At 36.1% G+C, this 25,260-nt stretch carries 18 protein-coding genes; 5 read left to right on the top strand and 13 right to left on the bottom strand.

Annotated features, from left to right (window positions below):
• Positions 1-36: 36 nt before the first annotated feature.
• The 12 genes from ABR854_RS24840 to ABR854_RS24785 form a co-directional block, all read right to left on the bottom strand.
• The gene (locus ABR854_RS24840) at positions 37-372 is read right to left on the bottom strand and encodes a hypothetical protein (protein WP_350268561.1); all 336 of its coding nucleotides are present in this window, start codon (positions 370-372) and stop codon (positions 37-39) included.
• Positions 373-440: 68 nt separating this feature from the next.
• Entirely contained in the window at positions 441-1,112 is a 672-nt protein-coding gene (locus ABR854_RS24835; protein ID WP_350268560.1) for a hypothetical protein, read from the bottom strand.
• Entirely contained in the window at positions 1,109-1,933 is an 825-nt protein-coding gene (locus tag ABR854_RS24830; RefSeq protein WP_350268559.1) for a hypothetical protein, read from the bottom strand. The genes ABR854_RS24835 and ABR854_RS24830 overlap by 4 nt, the downstream gene beginning before the upstream one ends.
• A gap of 101 nt (positions 1,934-2,034) precedes the next feature.
• Positions 2,035-2,424: a hypothetical protein gene (locus ABR854_RS24825; RefSeq protein ID WP_015028706.1), complete on the bottom strand. Its 390-nt coding sequence runs from the start codon at positions 2,422-2,424 to the stop codon at positions 2,035-2,037.
• On the bottom strand, positions 2,421-3,095 hold the full coding sequence (locus tag ABR854_RS24820; RefSeq protein ID WP_350268558.1) for an EndoU domain-containing protein: 675 nt from the start codon (positions 3,093-3,095) through the stop codon (positions 2,421-2,423). The genes ABR854_RS24825 and ABR854_RS24820 overlap by 4 nt, the downstream gene beginning before the upstream one ends.
• Positions 3,096-3,217: 122 nt before the next feature.
• A complete protein-coding gene (locus ABR854_RS24815) occupies positions 3,218-3,655 on the bottom strand; it encodes a hypothetical protein (protein ID WP_350268557.1) in 438 nt (145 codons plus the stop codon).
• A gap of 5 nt (positions 3,656-3,660) precedes the next feature.
• A complete protein-coding gene (locus tag ABR854_RS24810; RefSeq protein WP_350268556.1) occupies positions 3,661-4,470 on the bottom strand; it encodes an EndoU domain-containing protein in 810 nt (269 codons plus the stop codon).
• Positions 4,464-5,039 (bottom strand): hypothetical protein, encoded by a 576-nt coding sequence (locus tag ABR854_RS24805; RefSeq protein ID WP_350268555.1) that lies wholly within the window; start codon positions 5,037-5,039, stop codon positions 4,464-4,466. Before ABR854_RS24805 ends, ABR854_RS24810 begins: the two co-directional genes overlap by 7 nt.
• Positions 5,040-5,041: 2 nt before the next feature.
• Positions 5,042-12,181 carry a fibronectin type III domain-containing protein gene (locus ABR854_RS24800; protein WP_350268554.1) on the bottom strand — a complete coding sequence of 2,380 codons (7,140 nt, stop codon included), beginning with the start codon at positions 12,179-12,181 and terminating at the stop codon, positions 5,042-5,044.
• A 581-nt stretch (positions 12,182-12,762) separates the two neighbouring features.
• A complete protein-coding gene (locus tag ABR854_RS24795) occupies positions 12,763-14,304 on the bottom strand; it encodes a YifB family Mg chelatase-like AAA ATPase (protein ID WP_350268553.1) in 1,542 nt (513 codons plus the stop codon).
• A 55-nt stretch (positions 14,305-14,359) separates the two neighbouring features.
• Positions 14,360-15,001, bottom strand: coding sequence for a Uma2 family endonuclease (locus tag ABR854_RS24790; RefSeq protein WP_350268552.1), 642 nt, complete (start codon positions 14,999-15,001; stop codon positions 14,360-14,362).
• A 33-nt stretch (positions 15,002-15,034) separates the two neighbouring features.
• Positions 15,035-16,516 (bottom strand): M20/M25/M40 family metallo-hydrolase, encoded by a 1,482-nt coding sequence (locus tag ABR854_RS24785; protein ID WP_350268551.1) that lies wholly within the window; start codon positions 16,514-16,516, stop codon positions 15,035-15,037.
• Positions 16,517-16,723: 207 nt separating this feature from the next.
• Here ABR854_RS24785 and ABR854_RS24780 point away from each other — a divergent pair, with 207 nt between their 5' ends.
• The 3 genes from ABR854_RS24780 (at position 16,724) to ABR854_RS24770 (ending at position 21,288) form a co-directional block, all read left to right on the top strand.
• On the top strand, positions 16,724-18,856 hold the full coding sequence (locus ABR854_RS24780; RefSeq protein WP_502881236.1) for a S9 family peptidase: 2,133 nt from the start codon (positions 16,724-16,726) through the stop codon (positions 18,854-18,856).
• A gap of 172 nt (positions 18,857-19,028) precedes the next feature.
• On the top strand, positions 19,029-20,786 hold the full coding sequence (locus ABR854_RS24775; protein ID WP_350268550.1) for a DUF6089 family protein: 1,758 nt from the start codon (positions 19,029-19,031) through the stop codon (positions 20,784-20,786).
• Positions 20,787-20,910: 124 nt separating this feature from the next.
• Positions 20,911-21,288, top strand: coding sequence for a rhodanese-like domain-containing protein (locus ABR854_RS24770; protein ID WP_350268549.1), 378 nt, complete (start codon positions 20,911-20,913; stop codon positions 21,286-21,288).
• A gap of 106 nt (positions 21,289-21,394) precedes the next feature.
• Here ABR854_RS24770 and treF read toward each other — a convergent pair whose 3' ends face one another.
• Positions 21,395-22,996, bottom strand: a complete 1,602-nt coding sequence (gene treF / locus ABR854_RS24765; RefSeq protein ID WP_350268548.1) for an alpha,alpha-trehalase TreF — start codon at positions 22,994-22,996, stop codon at positions 21,395-21,397.
• Positions 22,997-23,179: 183 nt separating this feature from the next.
• Between treF and ABR854_RS24760 the strand changes: the two genes are divergently transcribed.
• Both ABR854_RS24760 and nadA read left to right on the top strand, forming a co-directional pair.
• Positions 23,180-24,109: an RHS repeat domain-containing protein gene (locus ABR854_RS24760; RefSeq protein WP_350268547.1), complete on the top strand. Its 930-nt coding sequence runs from the start codon at positions 23,180-23,182 to the stop codon at positions 24,107-24,109.
• A gap of 153 nt (positions 24,110-24,262) precedes the next feature.
• Complete coding sequence (gene nadA, locus ABR854_RS24755; protein ID WP_350268545.1) at positions 24,263-25,222, top strand: quinolinate synthase NadA; 960 nt, start codon at positions 24,263-24,265, stop codon at positions 25,220-25,222.
• Positions 25,223-25,260 lie beyond the last annotated feature (38 nt).

Raw genomic sequence — 25,260 nt, 5'->3', positions numbered from 1 at the left:
ATTTTTTTCCCCTTTAAGCTTTGTAATATTTCCATATTAATCAATACTTTCTACTTCAATAGTTTTATAAGCAATTCTTATTTCATTTTGAAAATGTTCCTTTTCTCCATCTCCTTTTATCAGAAAAAAGTTATATTCATCAACATCTAAGTTCATTTCTCTAAAAACTATAACAAAACTCATTTCTCCCTTATAATCGTTTAAATTTTTTACAATTTTCCCTATTATACCAGAATCAAATACTAATGGGCAATCATGAAATACCAAATATTTATTTGTATTTTCAAAACTAATTGACAACTTATTTTGATTATAGTAATGAATCATTGCATGTACCTTCAACCCTATAAATTCCTCAAAGATATTTTTCATAATTTTTCTCTTTTGATTTAACTACTAAATAAATAGCTTTAAAATTAGGGTATCAAGAAGTAATAACTCTATCCTAAATTCTTTTTAACAATCACCTCCTTTGATGTGTATTTTTCCAGCTCCAAATCAAAACCATATAGTTGATAGTCAATTTTTAATTCCTTATAATTAGGGTTGCTTTCATAGAAATCTATAATTGCTTTTCTTACAATTGCTATGTTTTCTTCTTTGTATTTGTTATAAAACCACTCTGCTCCAAAATTCCACTCAAAACTTAAAATCAATTGAATTTTTTCATTTCTGTTATCAAAAAGTATAACTCCAGTACTTTCGCTGTTTATTTCAGAATCTTGCATCTCAACTGTTTTAAAAGGCATTATAGTTGATAGATTTATGATATGCTCTCCTAAGTCGTCATTAAAAATTGATTTTAACTTTTCCTTATTGTAATTACCAAAAATCTTACTCATATCTATATTTTCATCAGATTTAAACCAGCTCTTTTCTATAAAGAACAATTCATTATTTAACCACATCTCAGTAAAATTTAAAAAAGAAAATGCTTTTTTAAATTTTACAATACTATCAATCAAGTCCTCTGGAAACGAATGTGCATTAAGCCCTTTTTTATCATAGTTTTCAATAAGTATTTCAATATCAAATACCGAATGCCTACCATCCCTCAAGAATGCTTTTCCTAAACCAAATTCACTTTCTATATATTCCCCTTCTTGTATCATTTTAGTAAAGTTAAGTCTAAATCTACCCAACCATCTGTTCCTTTTGCGGTAAATTTTGATATTGTTCCATCATTTTTAATTTTAAAACTATTTTGATTTATTGATACTTGCCAACGCGTTGTGATTTGACTTACTGACATATCTTTTAACTCGACATAAAGTTCTACATTCTTATATCCGTTATTAACAGCACTTTTATAAGCAGAATTTACATTTGGCACCCACTGACTGTAACCAGTGCTTTTTAACTGTATGAACTCCGAATTTATTTGTAATATTCCATCAACTGCTGGTTGATTAATACTTACTGGTGTATAAGCCTTTGTACTATACTGTGTACAAATTTCTTCCAAAAATCTTAATTCTGTATCATCTTTGGTTATAGAAGCATTTATAATAGCATCCGAAGTGGTTGTTACATCGGCATAAATAAGTTTACTTCCATAATAAGTACCATCTGCATTTTTAAGGAAATCAATTGTTTTAAAATCTGAATAACCTATTTTTTGTAACTGATTTTTTAATAATGTTAAATTTGCAAGCGTTGTCTGTTTACTTGTTTGCCATAAATATAGTAAATCTAAATCTCCTTCAAGTGCTTGTTTTAAAGTGGATTTGCCTAAATCCGCTTCTAAGCTACTTAAAATTGCATCATCCCATAATAATCTATCTAACTCATCTAAAACATGCGTAGCTAATTTCTGAATATTGGGGTAATTTGCATAACGAGAGGCTGTTGTTGTTCCTTTTAGCCACTTTTCTCCGTTGGCGTCTTCAACAAATTCAATTGTACCTGTTTTAAAGCTACCGCCTCTTTCCATGAAATGAACATTTGTCACTTCATCGAGCTTCGTTGTTGCTCCTGTTCCTGTAAACCAACGCTCAAAATACTAATAACCCCACCTTTGGAACACTACCAAGCTTATCCAACTACCCATTCTTTTAAAAATTTAAAAAAATCAACTGTTTCAATTTCTTCTTTTTCAACATCATTTAAATTATTGTAATATAAAACGGTTATTTCTTTCATACATGAAACCCAAGAATTGCATCCATCTACCGAAAACTCTAATGAAGGCTTAAATTCGTAATTATTTTCGTAATCATAATTTGAACTCCCATCACTTATAATTTTATAGATTTCTTCATCAGAGGCTCTCATTAAAAACTCTAATTCGATTAAACTCGATTTAAGTTTTTCTTTATCAGTTAATAAATAATTGAACAATAACGCTACTTCTTCTGAGTGATTTATACCCGAAAAGCTTACTTGTTTTTTGTTTATTTTTTGTTTTTCAATAAAATACTTCATAGTATAGGAAATATGGTTTCTATTACGCCATTACGTTCTAAAAATTGAATCTTAAACCCTTCAGAGCAAACCCCCTCATATACATAAGCACCATTACCGATTGAGGTAGCACTACCTTTATTAGACCAAGCTAAAGCAATTTCTTCCTGCATTTTACCTTTTGTCCAACTGTCAGGAAACAGAGTAGAATTTCTACTTTTAGTTTTCCAACCCCAAAAAGTAGGGTCTGGCACATTGGTATTTGGGTTATAATTTCGTTGATGATACAAATATAAATCTTCATCATAAACTCTAATTTTACATTCTTTTAACCCATTTGCAGTATTACTATTTGCGGTACTTATTATCTGAATATCTCCTGTACGATATGGTGGATTACTATTAACCGCACTAATATGATGCCCACCTCCTGCATTACCAAAAGTTGTTGTGCCATCTGCATTTAAGGTTTTCTTAATATCTCCTCTAAAAATATGCTTATCAATTAGGTCATTAAATTCTAATTTTACTTTTTTCAAAGCCTGCAAAAATTTACTTTCCCCTTTAAAGCTATTTAGGTGATTTACATTCTTCCATACCTCCAACAAACTCACATCTTCTTCAAAAGCAGTTTTTAAAGCACTGTTTCCAGCTAAATCAGTTTCTAAAGTAGTTAATAAATCATCTGCCAAATTATCTAATTCATCTAAAACATGCGTAGCTAATTTCTGAATATTTGGGTAATTGGCATAACGAGAGGCTGTTGTTGTGGCTTTTTGCCATTTTTCTCCGTTGGCATCTTCAACTATTTGTATTACTCCAGTTTGCGTCTATTTTTTTGAAGATATTCTTCTAATAATTCATTTCCCTTTTCTATTCGTTTTTGAATATCAATATGGTAATTATCCTTGTGTTTAATCTTATAATTGTTTACCGAAACAGCCCAATCTTCAGTTATTTTCTGAAACTCATCAATACTTAGATTAATTTTATCATTTTCATCGTCTGGATTAATAAATTCGACATCGTTTCCCAAAATAATCATTCCTGATGCAGTAGTAGAATAATCATACATATCTGTTGGTTCATGTACGAAATTACCCCCTTTTACTTTTTCTAGTATATTTAATATTTTCAATATATCTTGAGTCTCTCTAAATGTTGAAAGAAAATAAAATAAAAGCATGTTTTCTTCGCTTACTTTTATCTCAGGAAAATTATCTAAATCAATATGGTATTTTATTTTTGTCATTATACTTAGAATTTTATATATGCCGATGTAATATTTTTATTTGTTAAATTATCAATATACCCCTCAATTATAACTCCGTCAGAGGTTGTACCAACCCATTTTCTACCAGAAAAAACAGCATTTGAGTAGGCATCTGCAACAACTTCCGCTACTTTATTATCATCCCAATTTGAAGGAAAATATGTACTTGGCTCTGTTTTTCCTTTCCAACCTTCTTTCTTAAGTGTTCCATTAGGATTGAATTGGTCTAATTCTTTTACTCGAAATTCAATATTAGCCTTGTAAATAACTGTTCCGTCTGGCAAAGTCCCTGCAATCACTTTACTACCTGCTACTTCTCTTACATTTGCCCCTAAATTATTGATATTATGAAATCCACTCACATTTACAGTTGCAGATTGCCCATTTTGGATTTGTGTTCCACCACCAGGCAAAAAGGATTCTTCTCTAATAACTGCTCCTGTTCGAGAATCTTTGACAATTACTTTTATATTTCCAAAATTAATATGGTCTTTTAAAAGAATATTTGCTTTTATTTCTTTTAATGCTTGTAAAAACTTAGTTAACTTTCTTGAGTTGGTAGAATATTGTACATTTTTCCAAGTATCCAACAAACTCACATCTTCTTCAAAAGCAGTTTTTAAAGCATTATTTCCAGCTAAATCTGCTTCTAAAGTGGATAATAAATCATCGGCTAAATTATCAACTTCATCAAGTACATGCGTAGCTAATTTCTGAATATTTGGGTAACTGGCATAACGAGAGGCTGTTGTTGTGGCTTTTATCCAAGTTGTCCCAATTCGGAGGTTTACCAATTAAGTAAAAGCCCCCACTCATTTTTTTTATTTATCTGTTTTAATAGATATACCCAAGATTTAATATAATTACTAAACTGTAAAAAATTTTCAATTTTATTTAAACATAAAGAGCAAGGTTGAATATATACCTTACTTATTTCATTCATATAGTCAAATTCTTCCCAAGCATCTATAATTTTTCTAATTTTTATAGGGCTAAATGCTATAAAATATGGACGGATTTGTATTTCTTCTAATTCTTTTGGATAATCTTCAAAGAATATATCTTCATCATAATTTTCTTGTCCAATAATCCCTTCAATAATAAAACTTATTTTATGATAAATATTAATAGAAAAGTGTTTTTCAATAGCTTCTCGATTATAATTGAAACATATGTAGGCTTCATCTCTTCTCTGTAAATCTTGTAATGAAACTTCAACTGATTGGGATATATCCTCAATCCAATCATAGTTTGATGCAACATCCCCTTTATCATTAAAGTACAAAATAGTATCCATTAATGACTCTTGGTTAGAAAGTCTCGACAATTCTGACCATTTTAAATAATAAAAATCTATGTTCATTTTTAATAACGTTTATAAATCGCTTTTGTAAATTCTAATAACCATTCATCTTTTGTAAGGGGCAGTTGTAAATAATCATTCTTATTTATAATAGCCGAATTTTTTAATACAACACCTTTACCAGAAATAGACGCTAATTCTGTATTATTTAAATACTGCATTTGGAAATCATTTAAAGACATTTTACCCCCATCCCAACTGATTTCAACCTTTGTTACATCGGTTGGTTGTATATAACTCTTTAGATTTTCTAACTTTATTTTATAAGTTGGTATATTCACTTTTTTATAATCATATTTCGCCGAATATACTCCCGACACTTTATTACCTTTCACATTAACAAAGTCTAATTCGGCTATTGCTGTTTGCGTAGTACCTCTAAATTCTGTTGCTTTTAAGTTCTTAAGTACAGTTTCTCCGTTTGAATTGGCTAACTCGTTTACGACTACTCCACCAACGTCTTCCATTTGTACTCCTCCGATACCTTTACTCATGTTATAATTTAATAACCCCTCTATATCGTCTTTATAATTGTTGAAATTTGAGTTATTTTTCCAGCCAATAAAATATTTATCAAGAGTTTGCTCAAAAGCATTTTTTTCGGCAAGGCTAAATTCAACTATATTATCTATTTTTAGTTTTTTTAATAGTTCTATATTTGTCGTTTTATATTTTCCCCACGCATTTACTAAACTTGCATCACTTTCAAAAGCGGTTTTCAATGCATCATTACCTGTCAAATCTGTTTCTAACTTAGCTAATAAATCATCTGCCAAATTATCAACTTCATCAAGTACATGAGTAGCTAATTTCTGAATATTTGGGTAATTGGCATAACGAGAGGCTGTTGTTGTGGCTTTTAGCCACTCTTCTCCGTTGGCGTCTTCAACAAATTCAATTGTACCTGTTTTAAAGCTACTGCCTCTTTCCATGAAATGAACATTTGTCACTTCATCGAGCTTCGTTGTTGCTCCTGTTCCTGTAAACCAACGCTCTGAGGTATATACTCCTTCTTTACTAACAGTAAACAAACTCGTTGTTTGGCCTTCGGCAATTACTTTAACTTCGGTGGCTGTACGCTCAATTGCTCGTAAAGGTATATTTTTAGGCAGCTTAGGGAGTTTATTTAAGGTATTTACTCCTACTTCGGCAGGGCTTGCTCCACCAGCAGTAGCAAATATACTACCGACTTCAAACATCCGCTTGCCGATAGCATAATTCTGTAAATCGTTTAGCGTGCCTACATTACCTAAATCTTTGGCAAAAGTCTCAACGTATTTATCAATATTGGCATGGAGTGCATCAAACCCACTCGCCCATTTATCCCAGTTTAATACAATATCGGCATATATGGGTACTTTTTTCTTGAATTTTATGTATTCTTCACAAGCACTAATGTCTTCGGCAAGTGTTTCTATTTGTTCGTTTTTCCATTTATCAACTACAAAATTGATAAGCTCACTATCATAATCAAGCTTGCGTATCTCATCTTCGAGTTTGTCTATTTTCTTGATATTATCCCACAACTCATCTTCACAGGTAATTCCCAATAGGTAATCACGAAGTAGGTCGTCTATATTACTAAGTGGCATTACGAATTTGCCAAATTGCCCAAAACTTACCCCTGTCCGATAGGTTTCATCAATAACACCCGCCAATTGTGCAAAGTTGGGGTTGCCAACTCCTTTCCAAAAACACTCAGGCACTATTCCGTTGTCATAGGCTCTCAGTTGGGTTGTGGTACATTTATGTAGGGTGTTCCAATATGATTCAAAAGAATCTAAGAAATTAGGCTGTAATTCGGCGAGTGTATTCTCTAAAAATGGCTGATATGGTTTAAATTCATAATATTGGGAGGCAGGCAAAAGCCAACCACCTTTGGCATTCAAATCATCGGTCAGATACTTGCCATTTTCATCTTTTTTGATGCTTGGCAGAATATTAATATCATAAAAGCCCGCAAAACCGTTACTACCGTCATAAACTAAAGGTTTATACTCTTTTCCATTTATGATGTAATTACCTGCGGTATTCCTTACCACATCTACATAAAAGCTTACCAGATAATTACCTATTTTATAGTTCTTAGTTGTTGTTTTTGTATCAGGGTCTGGTAAGTCAATGATGTATTTCTTACCAAGATAGTCTTGTAATAATTTATCATTTACTTCTGAGGAAGTCTTTGTCTTCTCATTATAATCGCTTATTGGAATATCTCCTTCGAATGCACTTGCTAATAACTCGGCTGCATTCCCAAAATCACATTCATCAGCATTACCGTTTACAATTGCATTAATTATTGCCTCTTTGTTAGCAGGGAGCTGGTAAGTGCCAACTATTTTCAACCCTGATTCGAGTTTTGGTAAGAATTGTGCTACTTTATCAACTGAAACTTTACCATCTTCATCTTTTAACAAATTAATATCAGCACATAATAGGCCTGCAATATAGCCCGCCATTGCCTGTTTAAGTTGTATTTTTGTTTCGCTGCAAGTAGTTGTGGCGTTGGAAACCCTTGCCGCAGCAACTGGGCTTTCAAATGGTGCATCATTTGTAGCGTTAATTTTAGGCTTTATTGTATAACTTAAAGAACAATCGACCCCATCAATACTACAAACTGCTTTGTAGGTAGTTATTGTATTAGTCACACGTACACCAATTCCACCACGTTCGTTTTCTTCAATTCCATAATAGTTAAAACCTGTGCCTTCGTTTTTATACCAACTTACCGTAACTGGACATGAAACATTTGGTACTAAGTCAATAATGTCATTGACAGGCCATGACTCCTCCTTTGTTGTATTTTGCCAACCTTCGCAATCAAAAGCCGTAACCCCAATGAAAGCAGAGCAGGTACTGCCACATTTAACAGTATAATAAGTAACTCGGTCATTTTGTTTTGTTTTTATGGAGGTGTTAATACTATACTGGTTATCCCAAGACCAAATAGGAGTTGTATTACAACCCACTACCTCCAACCTTATTTCTTGTCCAGGTTTTACGACAGGAAAGCCATAATAAGGCTTTTTATCGGTTGCATTTTTATAAAAATTAATACCAAAATTTTTAGGACATGTGCCTTGTGTACCTGCTAATACAGCACCAGAACCCGTCAATTGAACATTAATAGTGACCGTTTTGGTAGCCTCAAAGTCTTCACCCTTACATGTAGCTTGAAATGTTTTTGGAGGACTAACATTTACCGTTCTTACAGCTTGCCCTTGAGCTTCTCCATCAGACCAAAATACACTTCCACCAATGCACCCACTGGTTGTAAGGATAACAGGTTGTGTTTTTCCATAAGGAATCTGTGTTTTTGAAGCCGTTAACTGGAAATTTCTTAGTGTGGCATTAATCGGTACTTCTATCACTGAGGGAGAAAATCCTACTTTATTACATGTAGCAATAAATGTAGTTGCGTTACTTAAAATTACGGAAGCATCTGTTGGTGATAAATTACTAATTATTGTTCCTGTACTTTTGTTTTTCCAAATGACTTTCCCGTTTGTACAGCCATCTCCAATTAATTTAACGGTATTAGACTCACCCTTAAAGATAGTCGTTGGAGTAGCTTTAGGTTTAAAGTCTTCACAAACAATTTCTGGAGCTAAAAACTTATCAACTTTTATATTTTGAGTTGCTTTTTTATCCATACATACAGCTTCATAGGTAATATTTGTGACTGGTTGTACGATAATGGAGTTTCCTTCTTCTCCTGTACTCCATTTGACCTTATCACCACAACCTTGTGCTGTAAGTGTGATGTTTTCGGCAATTTTATATGAGTCTTTTAAAGGCTGGGCTAAAATCTTAAATGAATTTACATTTAATTTAACTACATCACCACAGGGTGTTAAAGGAGCCCTACTACATAATGCAACATAAGTAAGGGTTTCAGTTGGTTTAACGGTAATTATTGGCCCTGTTTTTCCATTATTCCAATTAACAGTAGTGGGACAGCCTGTCGCCTTTAGCGTAATTTCTTCTCCAATATTTATATTGTTTGTTTTAGAACTACTCACAGAAAAAGGTACTCCAAAATAATTTTCACATGGCAAATAGACATCGACCGTTACTTCACTTTTACAAGTCTTTGTGTAAGTGGTATTATATCCACAAAAACCACCATACTGAGTTGTACAACTCAGGGTAAATGTAGTTTTGCTATTGATTATCATGTCTGAATAGGCGGACCCAAAATTGCCATTTACATCTATAAAACTTAGAGAACCAGTTGCATTATATGGACAAGTGCTTAATAAGAGGACTTTGTCTCCTTTTTTTACAATATTGGAGGGAGTTGTAAGTTTGGTCTCAGTAGTACATTCTGGCTGGGTGACATTAACCGTAATAGGGTCTGATTGACACCCATCATTACCACAAATGCCGACATATACACTACTTTTAGAGGGGCAAAAAGTAGGACTTGATTCATTAATATCGGTTGTAGATGACTTCCAAGTTACGGAACCACTACATCCTGTTAGCTGTAATGTTATCCCGTCCCCACTAATTATTGAGATGGGGTTGGTTGTCCAAATATTTTTGAGCAGTGTTCTATCGTAGTAAAGTACTTTTGCTATTGCCTTACAAGTATTAAAATTACCCAAAGTTGCATCACTTGTTAGATTGTTACCCACTGCAACTAATTCATAATCATATATTTGTTCGGAATCTAAATCTTCTAATGTTACCGTATTTTTGTTTCCTATTGGGATAAACTTTTCTAATCCCGCTTTATCTTTATACACTAATCTATAACTTTCGTGTAACTTATTCTTATCCCAAGAAAGTTTAAGTGAATTTTTGTCAAGTTGTACAATTTTAACATTTTCAGGTTTGGGCAATATATTTTTAAGTGTACTGAATTTTCCATTTAAGTAGGTATCTTCTATTTTATTGCCGATGTAAGCTTCAATTTTAAACTCATATTGGCTATTTTCCTGTAGTTTTTTAACGTATAAACTGTTTTTACTATCTACTGTCTCTATTAATTCTCCTCCATTGGGAGTTTTGTAGCTGATTACATATTTAGTAAATCTTGGGTCGCCTTCCCAAACAATAGTTGATTGATTAGTCCCTATGTCAGCGACAATTACATTTTGTATTCTTGGTGGTTTAGGGGTATTTTCTTGATGTAATGCCTTTATTTTCTCAATAATGGCATCAATCTTTGCTTTTAAATCAGGAATAGTCGGGTAACTTGTTCCTGCGGGCGGCGTTCCGCCTTCAATGGTTTGTTTATCGGCATTGAGTTGGGTCAAGATAGCGGTCATATCGCCTAAGATTTCTGCTATTTTAGGGTCAGTTTCGCCCGAACCAAAAACCTCAGAAAACTTATCTTTCCAAGTGCCAATGGCTACTTCAACACCTTTGGTATAAGTCAATAAATCCTGTTTTTCTTGTGGCGTAGCTGTTCCTTTGCTCGCTATTTCGCTACCTTTTTCTTGGTATTTTTTTATAGCTACCTCTAAGTCACCATGAAAAACCGTAGGTTCGGTGAGTTTAATAATATCGGCAATGGTTCTGACTTGCTCATTTTGTAAGTCAGCATTGCTGATTGGGCGAGTGCGGAAATAATCCCCCACCTCATATACACAGCCACCTTGTGTACCTGCTTCACCTTTTTTTGCTTTGATTCCAGAAAACTCAATGGCCATGAAAGAGTTATCTAAAAATGGTAGCTTTACAAGCCCCTTCCCCGAAAGTGTATTGCCGCCCCCAATTGCCGTCACTAAAACAGCGTAATCGTAAATACCCAATACATCACCTACCGCAAGAGCATCTAATTCAATCGTACCTGTAATGGCAGGAGCATCTGGATGAGTAGGACTACATTCAGCATAAGCATCGGCATCCATCACACATTTTGGTTTGATGATTTTATTGAATATTCCATCTAATGTTTCCACAGGTCTTGTCGTACCATCGGTATTGATTTCAACACTAATCGTATAAGGGTCAAGAATAGCAGGGTCTATCATTTCAGGGTCTTCTTCATCAAACTCCGAATCATTAATCTTAAATATTTCTGGCTCAATACTTGGGTCTCCCGAAGGGAGTATATCTCCTTCACGAAGTGCAGCCATAGTGTTGGTATTATCTCCACAAGCTGAACTCAGCTTAAACTCATAGTCTGTTTTATCTTTCAATCCACTAATGACCGCACTGTTACCATTGAAAGGTACAGATTTCCAAATCGAAGTCTTAGGTGTTTTATACCAAGCCGTGATGGGATAAGTCTCGGTATCTTCGGCAGTGGCTTCACAGGTCAACTCTACTCTTCCTTTGCCAATTGGATTAATCACCATACCTTCGGGGGCTACGCAAGGCTTGCCATAGCTAAAAGTAACCACTTGACTTTTTCCCTCATTTTCATAATCATCCGCATTCGTATCATCTAATTCTTGCACCTGAACGGCATAACGTTTGCCTTTCTCCAGCGGAATACTCCCTGCTCCGTAATTGAAATATGGTGTTGTAGTAGTAATTTCAATCGGTTGAATACCACTATTGGCTACCACATTGGGGTCATCACCGCCATCGGGCGGCGTTCCGCTGAGGGGGTAAATTCTAAGTTTATAGGTTTTTCCTTGGGCAGCATTCAATGAAGCTGTACTGCGACTCGTCCAAGAAAACAAAACATTTTGGGGAGTTGTAACGGGCAGAATCGCTCCTTCCTGCGGAATATTGATGATGGGCGGATAGTTTTTAAAAACATTCATCAAGGCCATTCCTGTATTCGATACTTGTCGGTTACGGTCAATTTCGTAGGCTTCGACTGTCCAAGTATAGAGTCCTTCAGGCAAACGTCCACCATTATATAAAGCACTGATGTCCACCCCATCCACAACCAAATTGGATATATTGAAATACTCGGCTAAATCACTGGCGGTTAGCATTCTTGATTCTCCTGGGAGCAATTTGATGGTCTGGCTCGGAATAAAACCATCTACGGTGCGAATATCGACCCCAACGCCCGACAAACGTATTTTTAGATACACATCCACCGAAGGTTTGGTCAGGTCTTTGAGCAATAAATGCACTTTGAACATCTCATTATTGGTACTAATCTCTGACCATTTTAGAGAGTAGTTTGGCTTGATAATGGGAGTGCAAGTAACGGGGTAATTTTGACTCAAAGCTCTTGTGGATAGCAGAAACAAGACCATAGTCAAACTTCTACCAAATAGTCTTGTGATGGATTTGTAGTAAGGAAAAGTCATCTTTAATAAGTATATATCAAGCAATCACATGTTCAATAAACATTTGTGATTTTATTTGACTCTTATATTGAAGTTTAAGTCACGATGAACCTATTAAAAATCATAATATATTTATTAAAAGGCTTGTTGAATTTACCTTGATATAATAAAGGGCTTAAATATCAAAACCATATAGCAAATCTGCTCAGTAAGTATTGAAGTCACTGAATGTGCTAAAATTAGCGTATTTGAATTTTGTAATTAATTGAAAGTAGGAGAAGAGAGGAATAAGATTACCTATGCCTTACACTGGTTATCAATTATTTTTGATAACCAGTATGAAATTTGAGGCAGATTTTTTAATCTAAAAGTTTGGTTTAAGTAACAAAACCCAATTTTTAAATACGTTTAAGAATAATTTATTGAGCAGGGGTCTTACATATAAACGTCAATTATTTTTTTAAATGAATAGTTTTTATAGGTTAAATAGACACAAATAACATATTTAACTATAAATTTTACCCCGCCCAATTCTCCCTATCCAAACTACGGTACTGAATTGCTTCGGCTAAATGCTCGATTCTGATTTCCTCAGTTCCTGCCAAATCTGCAATTGTGCGACTTACTTTCAAAATGCGGTCGTAGGCACGTGCCGAAAGTCCGAGGCGTTCCATTGCTTTTTTAAGTAGTGCCTTTCCTGCGTCGCCAATATCACAGATTTCTTTCACCATTTCGGGTGGCATCATGGCATTTGAGTGTATTTCTGAATAGTTTTCAAAACGTTTTGTCTGAATTTCTCGGGCTTTGATAACTCGTTCTCGAATTTCGGCTGATGTTTCGTTTTTGCGAGTTGATGCAATTTGGTCGAAACTTACAGGCGTAACTTCAACGTGCAAATCTATTCTATCTAAAAGTGGACCCGAAATTTTATTGAGGTATTTCCCAACCGTGCCAGGCGGACAAGAGCATGGTTTTTCGGGATGATTATAATACCCACACGGACAAGGATTCATGCTTGCTACCAACATGAAATTGGCAGGAAAATCAACTGCTTGTTTGGTGCGAGAAATTACCACTTTTCGCTCTTCGAGTGGCTGACGCATTACTTCTAAAACCGTCCGTTTGAATTCGGGTAATTCATCCAAAAACAAAACGCCATTGTGTGCCAAAGAGATTTCGCCAGGTTGTGGAAAACTTCCTCCTCCAACCAAAGCAGCATCCGAAATCGTATGATGTGGTGAGCGAAAAGGTCGGCGAGCAATCAAAGAAGCTTTAACCCCCAACTTTCCTGCTACCGAATGAATTTTTGTTGTTTCGAGTGCTTCGTGAAGCGTAAGAGGTGGTAAAATTGACGGCAGACGCTTGGCAAGCATCGTTTTTCCTGCACCTGGGGGGCCAATCATAATTACGTTATGTCCACCAGCGGCGGCAATTTCCATGGCTCGCTTGATGTTTTCTTGCCCTTGTACGTGCGAGAAATCAGCATCGTATTCCCCAACCGAATTAAAGAAAATATCTCTGGTATCGGTGACTAATGGCTCAATTTCTTTTGCACCTGTCAGAAACTCAATAGCTTCAGTGAGTGTATTTACAGGAATAATATCTAAGGTATTCACGATAGAGGCTTCCATTGCATTTTCGGCAGGAAGTATAAAGCCTTTGAGTTTGTTTCGGCGAGCTTCAATGGCAATCGGCAAAACCCCTTTGATTGGGCGAAGTGTGCCATCTAAGGCCAATTCGCCCAAAATAACGTATTCTTCTAAACTTTTGGTAGTTCTGATTTGTCCCGAAACCGCTAAAAGTCCCAACGCCATTGGTAAATCGTAGGCCGAGCCTTCTTTACGAATGTCGGCAGGTGCGAGATTGATGACCGTTTTTTGACGAGAAATCTGATAATTGCAGTTTTTCAGTGCGGCATCTACTCGTTGTTGACTTTCCTTTACTGCTCCATCGGGCAGCCCCACAATTGCCATTCCTGTGCCTTGTACGACACTCACTTCAACGGTTATTAGTGTGGCATTTACTCCATAAACAGCAGCCCCGAAGGTTTTTGACAGCATAAGTTTGTATCCTATTTATTTTTAATATGTTGTTTATCAGTGATTTATACTTTGCTTAATCAAAAGCATTCCTATAAATATCATTGGCCGAAAGCGTAAAATCTTCGATTTTAATATTTTTATCCAAGCCATCGTATTCGTGGTTGAGCCATTCGTTTTCGTCAATTCTAATGTAAGACGACACCTTTGGTTCATATTGATTAACCAACAAAATTTGTTTCAACGATTCTATTTTTTTGTAACAATTTAGTTTTTCCAAAAAGCCAATTCCTTCATTTGAATTTGATAAAACCTCTATCACGATTCTTGGATTTAGAGTTGCTGCTACTTGTTTTTCTCTTGGATAAAGTTCGGTAGCACCTTTCACCACCAATACATCTGCATTGAAAGCTTTTTGACATTCGGTGGCATAAACTGGGCGATTACTCCCATAAACTCTGAAATCTTCATACCCCTTTTTTAGTAGTTGGATATAAAGGTTTCCTACGAGATTACCTACCAATAATTCGTGTATTTCGGTTGCTTGACTCATGTATGTAATGATTTCTTTTCCATTAAATTCAACAGTTATTTCGTTTGCCTCTAAGTCTTCTATCAAGGCAAAATACTCCACTGCACTCGCCGAAAACCGATATTCGGCTTGCTTTCCAAGTTCTTCGAGAATTACCTCTTTTAGTGTTTTCGATTGAACAACCATTTGAATATTGCATTTAAAAAATCATTCTTACTATCATTGTTCCCAACGCCAATCTTTGCCAATAATCAATTCATTTTTGAGGTTTTGTTTAATCAAAAACTCTTTGGTTTCTTGGTCGTTCATTTTTTTCACGGGTAAATCCTCGGCTTCTGCCAACGCATAAAGCATCATTGCCGTAAAGCGAACATTGTTTCCGATTTGTTTTTTATCAATCAAATCAAATTTATCGCAGTTTGCGTGGTAACAATTATAAGCTTTTACTGGGAAGTTTCCCGATGGCGAACAAACTGGCACACCTTCAATCATAAATGGCTGGTGGTCAGAATGTAAACCCGCAGAATTCCGATTTGTATTTGTATAAGTCGAATCAATTTCCTTGATTTTTGCACCGATTTCATCAAAAAACTTTTGCAACTCTGGTCGCCCCATCGCATTGAAACCTTTGGCGTTATTAACCATATCAAGGTTAACCATCAACTGAACTTGGTCGATTTTTCCTTCTTCTTTATATTTTTTCACCATTGCTTTCGAGCCAAGTAAGCCTTGCTCTTCGCCCATAAACATCACAAATTCGATGGTACGTTTTGGTCGAAGATTGAGCGATTGGAAAACTCTGGCAATATCCAAGACTGTAAATGAACCGATGCCATTATCCATTGCCCCAGTTGCCAAATCCCACGAATCTAAGTGGCCACCGATAACAATTTTCTCTTTTTTATATTTTTTCGAGCTTCCCGGAAGCGTCGCAATTACGTTTCTGGCTCTAATTGGTCGGCTGAAATTTCGCATATCTATCACGGCCAACAAATTTGGTTCGTCTTTTATCCATTTGCGAATCGCTTTACCACTTTCTACCGAAATACAAACCGCTGGAATCGGAATCAACTCACCAGTTACTGACGCTGTTCCTGTCAAAAGCACTCCACCATCAACAGCATTTGCAATAATTACGCCCGTAGCTCCGTATTTGATGGCCAAAGCTGTTTTTTCGGAACGATGCAAATTCTTCTTTCCTTTATTTTCGGGTGTTTGAATGTTGATATTAAACAACGCAATTTTTCCTTTTACTTCGGCTTTTACTTTTTCAAAGTCAGATTCAATTCCATCGCCACAATCAACAATTGGCCCTTGTAAATGTGAAGAAACTGGCGAATGTGCCAAGGCTACCACTTCTACATCACGGAAGTTATCGCTTCCCTTTGGCACGATTGCCAAACTTACGGTGTCTCTCGCCCAAGATTCCACTTCGAAAGGCAGGTACTTTACATCAACGAAGCCGTATTCTTTAAATAGCTTATAGGCATATTCTTCTGCTTTTTTGCCGTTGGTGCTGCCTGTAAGTCGATGGCCAATGGTTGAAGTAGCATCGCCGAGTGTCTCATAAGAACGCCCACGATAAAGCACATCCTGATTGATTTTGATAAATATTTCTTCGAGGCTATCTCTCTTTATTTTAAACGAAGAAAGAGCAGCAATGATTACTAAGACGATTATCGCAAAACTCTGTTTTTTCATTAGATTTATTGATGGTTATAATTTGTATAGATGACAATTTCGGATTCTACCTGTAATATTAATTGTAAAAATCGTTATTTTTTTATTTTTCCACAAAATGTCTTTATTTTTTCAAAAAAACAGTAATCTCACTCAAAATATTTTTGACCCAATGGTAGAAAATATCGTTTACTTTTGTTGAATTTTTTGAGATTACCATTTCAAAAAATGATTATTTGTAAAAACTATTTTCAAGATATGAGTATCCAACCAAATATGACGAACGCAGGCTTAATCGCCCCAACTGTAGAAGTAAAACCGAAAGAAATAATTACCCACAACCACACTCGCATTGATAATTATTATTGGCTCAATGACCCTGAAAATACTGATGTGATTGCATATCTGAATGCAGAAAATCAGTATTTAGACACAGTAATGTTGCCAATAAAGCCTTTACAGGAAAAGCTTTTTGAGGAAATGAAGGGCCGAATCAAAGAGCAAGATGAATCAGTTCCTGTAAAAGATGGTGAATACTTTTATTATGTAAAATATGTAGAAGGAGGAGAATATCCTGTTTATTGTCGAAAAAAAGGTAACGTGGAATGCCACCCACTCGATGCCGCAGAAGAAATTCTGCTTGATGGCAATGAAATGGGGAAAGGCAAAAAGTATTTTAGCATCGGTGGCTACGAGATTACGGATAATGATGAAATCATTGCTTATGGAGTCGATACCATAAGCCGACGCAACTACACAGTGAGATTCAAAAATCTGAAAACTGGCGAAGTTTATAAAGACCAAATTAAAAATACAGAAGGTGGAAGCTACGCTTGGGCGGCTGATAACAAAACCTTTTTTTATATACTCCGTGACCAAAAGACCCTGCTGGGCTATCAGGTTTGGCGACATGTTTTGGGAACTGACGTAAAAACCGATGTTTTGGTTTATGAAGAAAAAGATAACCAATATTACATGGGTCTTTACCGAATGAAATCGAAAAAGTATATTGCCATCGGTAGTGACCACAACGGAATTGCTTCCGAATATCAACTTTTAGAGGCTGAAAATCCAACGGGCGAATTCAAAACCTTTCTCCCTCGTGAGCGTGGACACGAATACGATATTGAGCATTTTGAAGATAAGTTTTACGTAAAAACCAATATTAACAACGCTTTTAACTTCAAATTGATGGAAGTTAATGAGTATGAAACCAGCGATAAATCAAAATGGAAGACCGTCATTGAGCATCGTCCAGAGGTTTATTTAGAAGGAATTGAGGTTTTCAAAAATCATTTAGTCGTTCAAGAGAAAAATCAAGGTCTTAGCCAGCTTCGTATCATTAATCATTCAACAAAGACAGAGCATTACCTCAACTTTGGCGAACCCGCTTACGATGCAAACATTGGCTCAAACCCAAGTTTCGATACTAATATTCTTCGTTACAGTTATACTTCTTTGACTACTCCAAATTCGACATTTGATTATGATATGAACGCTCAAACCAAGGAATTAAAGAAACAACAAACTGTTTTGGGGGGATTTGATAAAGAAAACTATGTTTCAGAAAGGGTTTTCGTGACTGTGCGTGATGGAGCAAAAGTACCTGTCTCGATAGTTTACCGAAAAGGAACAAAGCTTGATGGAACAGCACCACTTTTACAATATTCTTACGGTTCTTATGGTTATTCGACTGATGCAACTTTTGGTTCGAGTCGCTTGAGTTTGCTTGACCGAGGTTTTGTGTACGCCATTGCCCACATCAGAGGTGGACAAGAAATGGGGAGAGAATGGTACGAAAACGGAAAGATGTTCAAGAAAATGAATACTTTCTATGATTTTATTGATTGTTCGGATTTTCTAATTAAAAACAAATATTGTAGCTCTGAAAAACTTTTTGCACTCGGTGGCAGTGCGGGTGGGCTTCTGATGGGAGCCATCATTAATCTTCGACCAGACTTGTACCGTGGTGTTGTGGCAGCCGTGCCATTTGTCGATGTCGTAACGACAATGCTCGATGAAACAATCCCGCTAACAACTGGCGAATTTGAAGAATGGGGAAATCCTAAAAATAAGGATTCTTATGAGTATATGTTATCTTATTCGCCTTACGATAACGTCGAGGCAAAGGACTATCCTAATTTACTCGTAACAACTGGTCTGCATGATTCGCAAGTACAGTATTTTGAGCCTGCTAAATGGGTTGCTAAACTCCGTACAATGAAAACCGACAATAATATTTTATTAATGCACACCAACATGGAAGCTGGACATGGTGGTGCCTCTGGCAGATTTGCCTCACTTAAAGAAGTAGCGATGGAATATGCCTTCATTATTGACTTGGCCGGAATTATTGATTGAACAAATAATGGCCGATTAATCATTTTTGGATAAATAATATAGTTTTTTGTAGATATTTCTCTCATTTTTTTTTTTCTTTGCTAAAGATTACAGTTAGATTGTGACTTGAAATCCGTTGATTAGTCCAATTTTAATATTATTTCTTAGAAGAAAACAATAAAATTCCCCCAACATGAAGAAGGTAACATTCCTTTTTGTAGCGTTATTGACCTTATCGCTAACAACTCAGGCACAAGATTCTTGTAAGGTGTGTAAACCTTATAAGTGGGAAGTTGGTATTCCGCTTGGTGTCAATCAGTATTTTGGTGATATGCACTGTAGCAAGCCTTATGCTTCGGCTAACAGTATTATGATTGGTGCTTTTGTTCGTCGCCACATCAATGATTATTTTGCAGCACGAGCTCAAATTCTATTTGGTCGTTTAGCAGGAAATGACCTTGACCAACCAGATGGCAGATGGGACTATCGCCGTTTGAAATTCAAAACACCTCTAACCGAATTATCTTTATTAGGAGAATTCTACCCTTTAAAAGAAAGAAAATATACTTGTGACGGAACATTCCGCCGAACACTTTCTCCTTACTTATTTGGTGGAGTAGGTGTTGCTTTCACAAATCCAACTGTCACTGCACAAAATGCGTCACTACAAGATGATGATCCTCGTAAGTATGTAGTTGCACGTTTATTTGACCAAGACCAAGCAAATTTGAAAAAAGCTGCTTTGGTTCTTCCTTTCGGGGTTGGTTTGAAATATAACGTTGCAGAAAGATGGACTATCGGAGCTGAAGTTGGCTACCGCTATGCTTTCTCTGACTATTTAGACGGCACGAAACTTTCTACAACTGCTCTTGGAACGGGTACAGCATTTGAACCAAACGGAAAAGCATATAACGATGGTTACTTAGTAGCTAACTTACTTGGTTCTTACCGTTTTGGTGATAAAGATGGCGATAAAGATGGTGTTGTTGACCGTTGTGATGCTTGTCCAACTGAAAAAGGTTTACGTAAATTCCAAGGCTGTCCTGATACTGACGGCGATGGTATTCCTGACAAAGATGATGCTTGCCCAACTCAAGCTGGCCCAATGGCATTGAAAGGTTGCCCAGATACTGACGGTGATGGTATCGCTGATAAAGATGATGAGTGTCCAACACAAGTTGGTACAATTGCATTGAAAGGTTGTCCTGACCGTGACAAAGATGGTGTAGCTGATAAAGATGATGCTTGCCCTGATGTTGCTGGCGTGAAAGCATTGAAAGGTTGCCCAGATTCAGACGGTGACGGTATCGCTGATAAAGATGATGCTTGCCCTAATGAGGCTGGTCCTGCTTCATTGAATGGCTGCCCAGATACTGACGGTGACGGTATTGCTGATAAAGATGATGCTTGTCCAACAATCAAAGGTGTGGCTTCGGCAAAAGGCTGCCCTGACCGTGATAAAGATGGTGTAGCAGATGCACAAGATAAATGTCCAGACTTAGCTGGTTTAGCCTCAAATGATGGTTGTCCAGAAGGTTATGTAAATGGTCAATTAGTACCGAAAGGATATAGAACTGCAAGTGGTTGCGAAATTTCACAATCAGAATTAGATGAGTTGACTTTCGCAGCTCAAGGAATAGAGTTCTATAGCGGTACAAACAAATTGAAACCAGCTTCATACAAAAAACTTGACAGAGTTTGTTCATTATTGCAAAGATGTCCAGATAGTATCTTACACATCTCAGCATTCAACGATGGAGCAAGTTCAGCAACAAACCTTCGTTCGGCTAAGCTTCGTGCTTGTGCGATTTACGCTTATTTCTTGAAGAAAAAATGTATCAGCAAAGCTCGTATGACTTATGAAGGTCAAGGAGATGAAGACCCAAGTACAGATTATACTACACCAGACGGTAAAAAATCTAATACTCGTGTTCAATTCCAATTGAGATAAATTGTAACACGATTCTCCAGAATCGTCTAAATACAAAAAGAGCAGAAGCCAATGGTTTCTGCTCTTTTTTTGTGAAATGTAGAATATTTCAATACTTTTGGAATTATAAACTCAATCTCTAACTATGAAAAACTCGTTTTACCTTATTCTCTTTTTTCTTATTGGTTCATTTGGTAGTTCAAAAGCACAAACAACGAACCTTACTCCACAAGAATTTATTGCTAAAGTAAAAACCACCAAAGACGCTCAACTACTTGATGTACGCACACCTCAAGAGTGGGAAGCTGGGAAAATTGCATCTTCAAATTGCATTAATTACAATGATGCTGCATTTAAACAACAAATCGAAAAGTTAGATAAAAATAAGCCTGTTTTTGTTTACTGTGCCGCAGGCGGACGTAGCAGTAAAGCTGCATCAATCTTGCAACAAGCTGGTTTTAAGTACATTTATAACCTAACTGGCGGCGGCTATAAGGATTTGACTAATGCTGGGGTGAAGTAAACGTTTTACCACGGAGGCACTGAGAAGCGGTTCGCCGCCCGCACAGAGTTCATGGAAAATATGCTCTGTGTTTCTTCGTATAATACGTGCCTCCGTGGTAAACAGTTCAAGGCTTCTCAGAAAGCAATTTTAATAAAACCCCATTCGTCCAGCCAAAACCATCTTGGCGAGGATATTCTCCGCCCGATAAATCAGAAACATTATATTTATCAACCATTTTGCCAGTAGCTTTATAAATTTTGAGATTATTATAAACCCAGTTTTGCTTGATTTTATTAGCTAAATCATTGAAACCATAGTTTCGTAAACCTTGAATAGCTAAATATTGTAAAGGTGCAAAACCATTTGCTCCATCCCATTGCTGATTTGTTTGATTTAAAGTTGTCATTAAGCCTCCTGCTTGCAAAAACTTGGTTTCTAAAACCTTCGCAACTTTTTCGGCTTGGACTGGTGTGGCGATTTTGAAAAACAATGGATAAACCGCCGCCAACGAATATACATCGGTTTGTTTTCCTGCCACAAAATCATAATCAAAATAAAAACCTGCTACTTCATTCCAGAAATAGTTATCAAAAATAGCTTTGCGTTTGTTGGCCAATTGTTCTAAGCTTTTTGCATATTCTGGTTCATTTTTGGCTTTATAAATGGCTGCAAGTGTCAATTCCATATCATAAAGTATGGCATTCAAATCAACTGGTAGAATATCGGTTGTATGAATTGTTGCGAGGTTTTGACCATCACGCAGCCAACGGCTGGAAAAACTCCAGCCAGATTCTGCTCCCGAACGCAAATCTCTGTAAATTTGATTTACTTTTCTGCCCGATTTATTCGCTATCAGTATATCTTCTTTGTAGGCTTCGGGGCGTGGGGTATCTTTGTCATCATAATAACGATTGAGCATGCCATCTTTTCCAATAAAAACCGTTTTTCGGTAGGCTTTATCGCCTTTTTTACGAGCTTCGTTTTGTTTTTGAGCATCTTCGCCACCGTTTTCAACGGCCATCCAATATTGATATTCTCGCTGAATTTGCGGTAATGTTTGCACTAATTTATCTTCATGCCCTTTCATTTCAGACAAAAGTTTTACCATCGAAGTAAAAAAAGGTGGCTGCGAACGACTAAAATAATAACTACGATTTCCACTCGGAATATGACCAAAATCTTGAATCAATTGGGCAAAATTCAAAACCGTATTCGACATCAAAGAGTCTCTTCCCGAAACCTGTAAACCCAACATCGTAAAATAACTATCCCAATAATTAACTTCGCTAAATCTGCCATCAGGCACTATATGAGGCTTCAATAACGGCACAAGCGTTCCGCCAATATCTTTAGGTTTTCGAGTCAAAACCGACCATAATTCATTGATATGCTGCTCAGCTGTATTATTCGGATTACTCACATAATTATTATTTCCGCTTGAGGGCATCGTGAAATTTTCCAAAATAAATTTTCTTAAGTCGAAATTTTTAGACTTTTTCTGCTCTTCATATTTTTTCATAACTTCCTCTGCTTTTATCTTAGGCAGGCAATCTGGGAAAGTTTTTGAATCAGCAAAAACTGCTTTTAATTGTACTTCCTTGAATAACTCACCATACTCTTCATCAGGCGATTTATATGTTTTTTTTGATACCGTATCGCCACACCCTAAGGCAATTATGCTAATGATAATTGTCAAAAAAGCGTGTTTTAGAAAATTTGTTGTCATCCTAATCGTTAAAATTTGTGTTACGTATTTCTTAAAATTTGTCTAAATAATATAATCTTTACCGTTGAATAATATTCAATTGTAATGTTTGTGCTAAAAGTAGTAATTTCGTATTAATAAAGGCTGAAATATCAAAATATAACTATGCGATTTTGAGAATCGCTCCACAATATTCAAATAGACATGAAATTCATTAAAATAGTTTTAGGTTTTATTCCTTTTTTCGCAACCGCACAAGTTGATTTACAAGCCGTTGGCACTTGTCCAGAAACCAGTTATTCATTTTTCCGTCAAGGCGTAAAAGAGCAAGAGTTTACAAAAACGTATGACACTCAAGGTCGAATTCTGAAACAAACCAGTAATTTTTCGAGCAAAAATACGGGAAATTATACAGAAGAATATACGTACGAATACGATGCCGCAGGAAATAACACCGTTATTACTTACAAACGAAATGGTGATATAAAGAAAGTGACTAAGAAAAGCTTTGATGAGAATGGGCAATTATTGAACGAATCTATCAATGCTGGGGTAAATCTTCTCTCAGTCAATACACCGTCATTAAACGGAACTCAAAAAACACAGATTTTTTATGCCGAAGATGGAAAAACTGAAACTATACGAGAAATTACAAGCATAAATACCAAAGGTCAACTATTGAAAAAAGAAGTGAAAGACCCATCGGGAAAGATTTTGATGTCGGATACAAAAACTTATAATATTCAAGGAAAAATCACCCAAGAGGTGCATTTCGATGCCACAGATAAAGTCATGACTCAAACCGATTTTGTGTATGATGCCGCAGGAAATTTAGCAAGAGATAAAACCTTGAGGAATAACGTAGTTTTTGCTGAAACAAAGCACGAATATGATGCAAAGAGCAAACTTGTTCTAAAAACTCGCCTCAACGGTAAAGGGCAAATTGATTATTATTTCACCTACGAGTACGATGCAAACGGCAATATGACAAAAGAAAATTATTTCTATAACAATCAAGTCATAAGTGTTCGTACATTTGAATATGATTTTAAAGGAAATAAAATCAAAGAATCATATTTGGACAAACTCGGCAGTGTAAACATGTATAAAACGTGGGAGTTTGCTTGTAAATAGTTTAGTCCACGGTCGATAGTCCATAGCCCACAAAAACACAAAATATTGATTATAATATTTTATCGTGAGTTTCTTACTCATTCTAAAATCAAAATAGTTTCTATTTAAAAAAATCAAAAACAATCATAAAAATCTGATAAATCATAGTTTAAGATGGTAGCTGAAAAAATTGATTATGTTGCCGAAATCGCTCGGTTGAAAAAAGAAAAAAATGCAGTTTTGTTGGTTCATTATTACCAAATTGCCGAGATTCAAGACATTGCTGATTACATTGGCGATAGCTTGGGGCTTTCGCAGCAAGCAGCCAAAACCGATGCTGATATGATTGTTTTTGCGGGAGTGCGTTTTATGGCCGAAACAGCCAAAATTCTTTCGCCAAACAAAAAAGTAGTTTTACCAGATTTTAATGCAGGTTGTTCGCTCGAAGAATCGGCTCCTTACGCTGAGTTTAAGGCATTCAAAGACCAGCACCCTGACCATATTGTTATTTCGTACGTAAACTGTTCAGCCGAGCTAAAAACGCTTACTGATGTAGTTTGTACAAGTAGTAATGCTGTGAAAATAGTTGAGAGTTTCCCGAAAGACCAAAAGATAATCTTTGCTCCCGATAAAAACTTAGGCGGCTATATCAATCGAGTAACTGGCCGAAATATGTTGCTTTGGGACGGTGCTTGTATGGTTCACGAGACTTTTTCAGGGAAAATGATTACTGATTTGAAAGCTAAGCACCCAAATGCCGAAGTGGTGGCTCACCCAGAAAGCGAAGAATCGGTATTGAAATTGGCAGATTATATTGGCTCAACAACTGGTCTCTTGAAACATGTAATCAATAGTCCACAACAAGAATTTATTGTGGCTACTGAGTCGGGTATTTTGCACCAAATGCGTAAATCTGCTCCTGAAAAGAAATTTTATGTAGCCCCTACTTCAAAAAATGGACATTCGTGCAAAGCATGCTCTGATTGCCCACACATGAAGCTAAATACACTCGAAAAACTATATTTGTGTTTGAGAGACGAAACGCCAGAAATAAATCTTCCAGCTAAAATGTTGGCCGATGCTCGTAAACCAATCGAAAGAATGCTGGAGCTTTCTGCAAAGTTTGGACTGTAATCTGTGAAGCGAAGTTCCACTTCGCAAATAAAAGTAAA

Source organism: Emticicia sp. W12TSBA100-4, assembly GCF_040253585.1.
Lineage (GTDB): Bacteria > Bacteroidota > Bacteroidia > Cytophagales > Spirosomataceae > Emticicia.
Note: the sequence above shows the minus strand (reverse complement) of the source record. Positions and strands in the feature narration are given on the sequence as shown.

Bases quoted from the DNA above. Each gene is read 5' to 3' on its own strand.
- ABR854_RS24840 (WP_350268561.1), bottom strand. From the start codon at position 372: ATGAAAAATATCTTTGAGGAATTTATAGGGTTGAAGGTACATGCAATG.
- ABR854_RS24835 (WP_350268560.1), bottom strand. From the start codon at position 1,112: ATGATACAAGAAGGGGAATATATAGAAAGTGAATTTGGTTTAGGAAAA.
- ABR854_RS24830 (WP_350268559.1), bottom strand. From the start codon at position 1,933: ATGGAAAGAGGCGGTAGCTTTAAAACAGGTACAATTGAATTTGTTGAA.
- ABR854_RS24825 (WP_015028706.1), bottom strand. From the start codon at position 2,424: ATGAAGTATTTTATTGAAAAACAAAAAATAAACAAAAAACAAGTAAGC.
- ABR854_RS24815 (WP_350268557.1), bottom strand. From the start codon at position 3,655: ATGACAAAAATAAAATACCATATTGATTTAGATAATTTTCCTGAGATA.
- ABR854_RS24805 (WP_350268555.1), bottom strand. From the start codon at position 5,039: ATGAACATAGATTTTTATTATTTAAAATGGTCAGAATTGTCGAGACTT.
- ABR854_RS24795 (WP_350268553.1), bottom strand. From the start codon at position 14,304: ATGCTGTCAAAAACCTTCGGGGCTGCTGTTTATGGAGTAAATGCCACA.
- ABR854_RS24790 (WP_350268552.1), bottom strand. From the start codon at position 15,001: ATGGTTGTTCAATCGAAAACACTAAAAGAGGTAATTCTCGAAGAACTT.
- ABR854_RS24785 (WP_350268551.1), bottom strand. From the start codon at position 16,516: ATGAAAAAACAGAGTTTTGCGATAATCGTCTTAGTAATCATTGCTGCT.
- ABR854_RS24780 (WP_502881236.1), top strand. From the start codon at position 16,724: ATGATTATTTGTAAAAACTATTTTCAAGATATGAGTATCCAACCAAAT.
- ABR854_RS24775 (WP_350268550.1), top strand. From the start codon at position 19,029: ATGAAGAAGGTAACATTCCTTTTTGTAGCGTTATTGACCTTATCGCTA.
- ABR854_RS24770 (WP_350268549.1), top strand. From the start codon at position 20,911: ATGAAAAACTCGTTTTACCTTATTCTCTTTTTTCTTATTGGTTCATTT.
- treF (WP_350268548.1), bottom strand. From the start codon at position 22,996: ATGACAACAAATTTTCTAAAACACGCTTTTTTGACAATTATCATTAGC.
- ABR854_RS24760 (WP_350268547.1), top strand. From the start codon at position 23,180: ATGAAATTCATTAAAATAGTTTTAGGTTTTATTCCTTTTTTCGCAACC.
- nadA (WP_350268545.1), top strand. From the start codon at position 24,263: ATGGTAGCTGAAAAAATTGATTATGTTGCCGAAATCGCTCGGTTGAAA.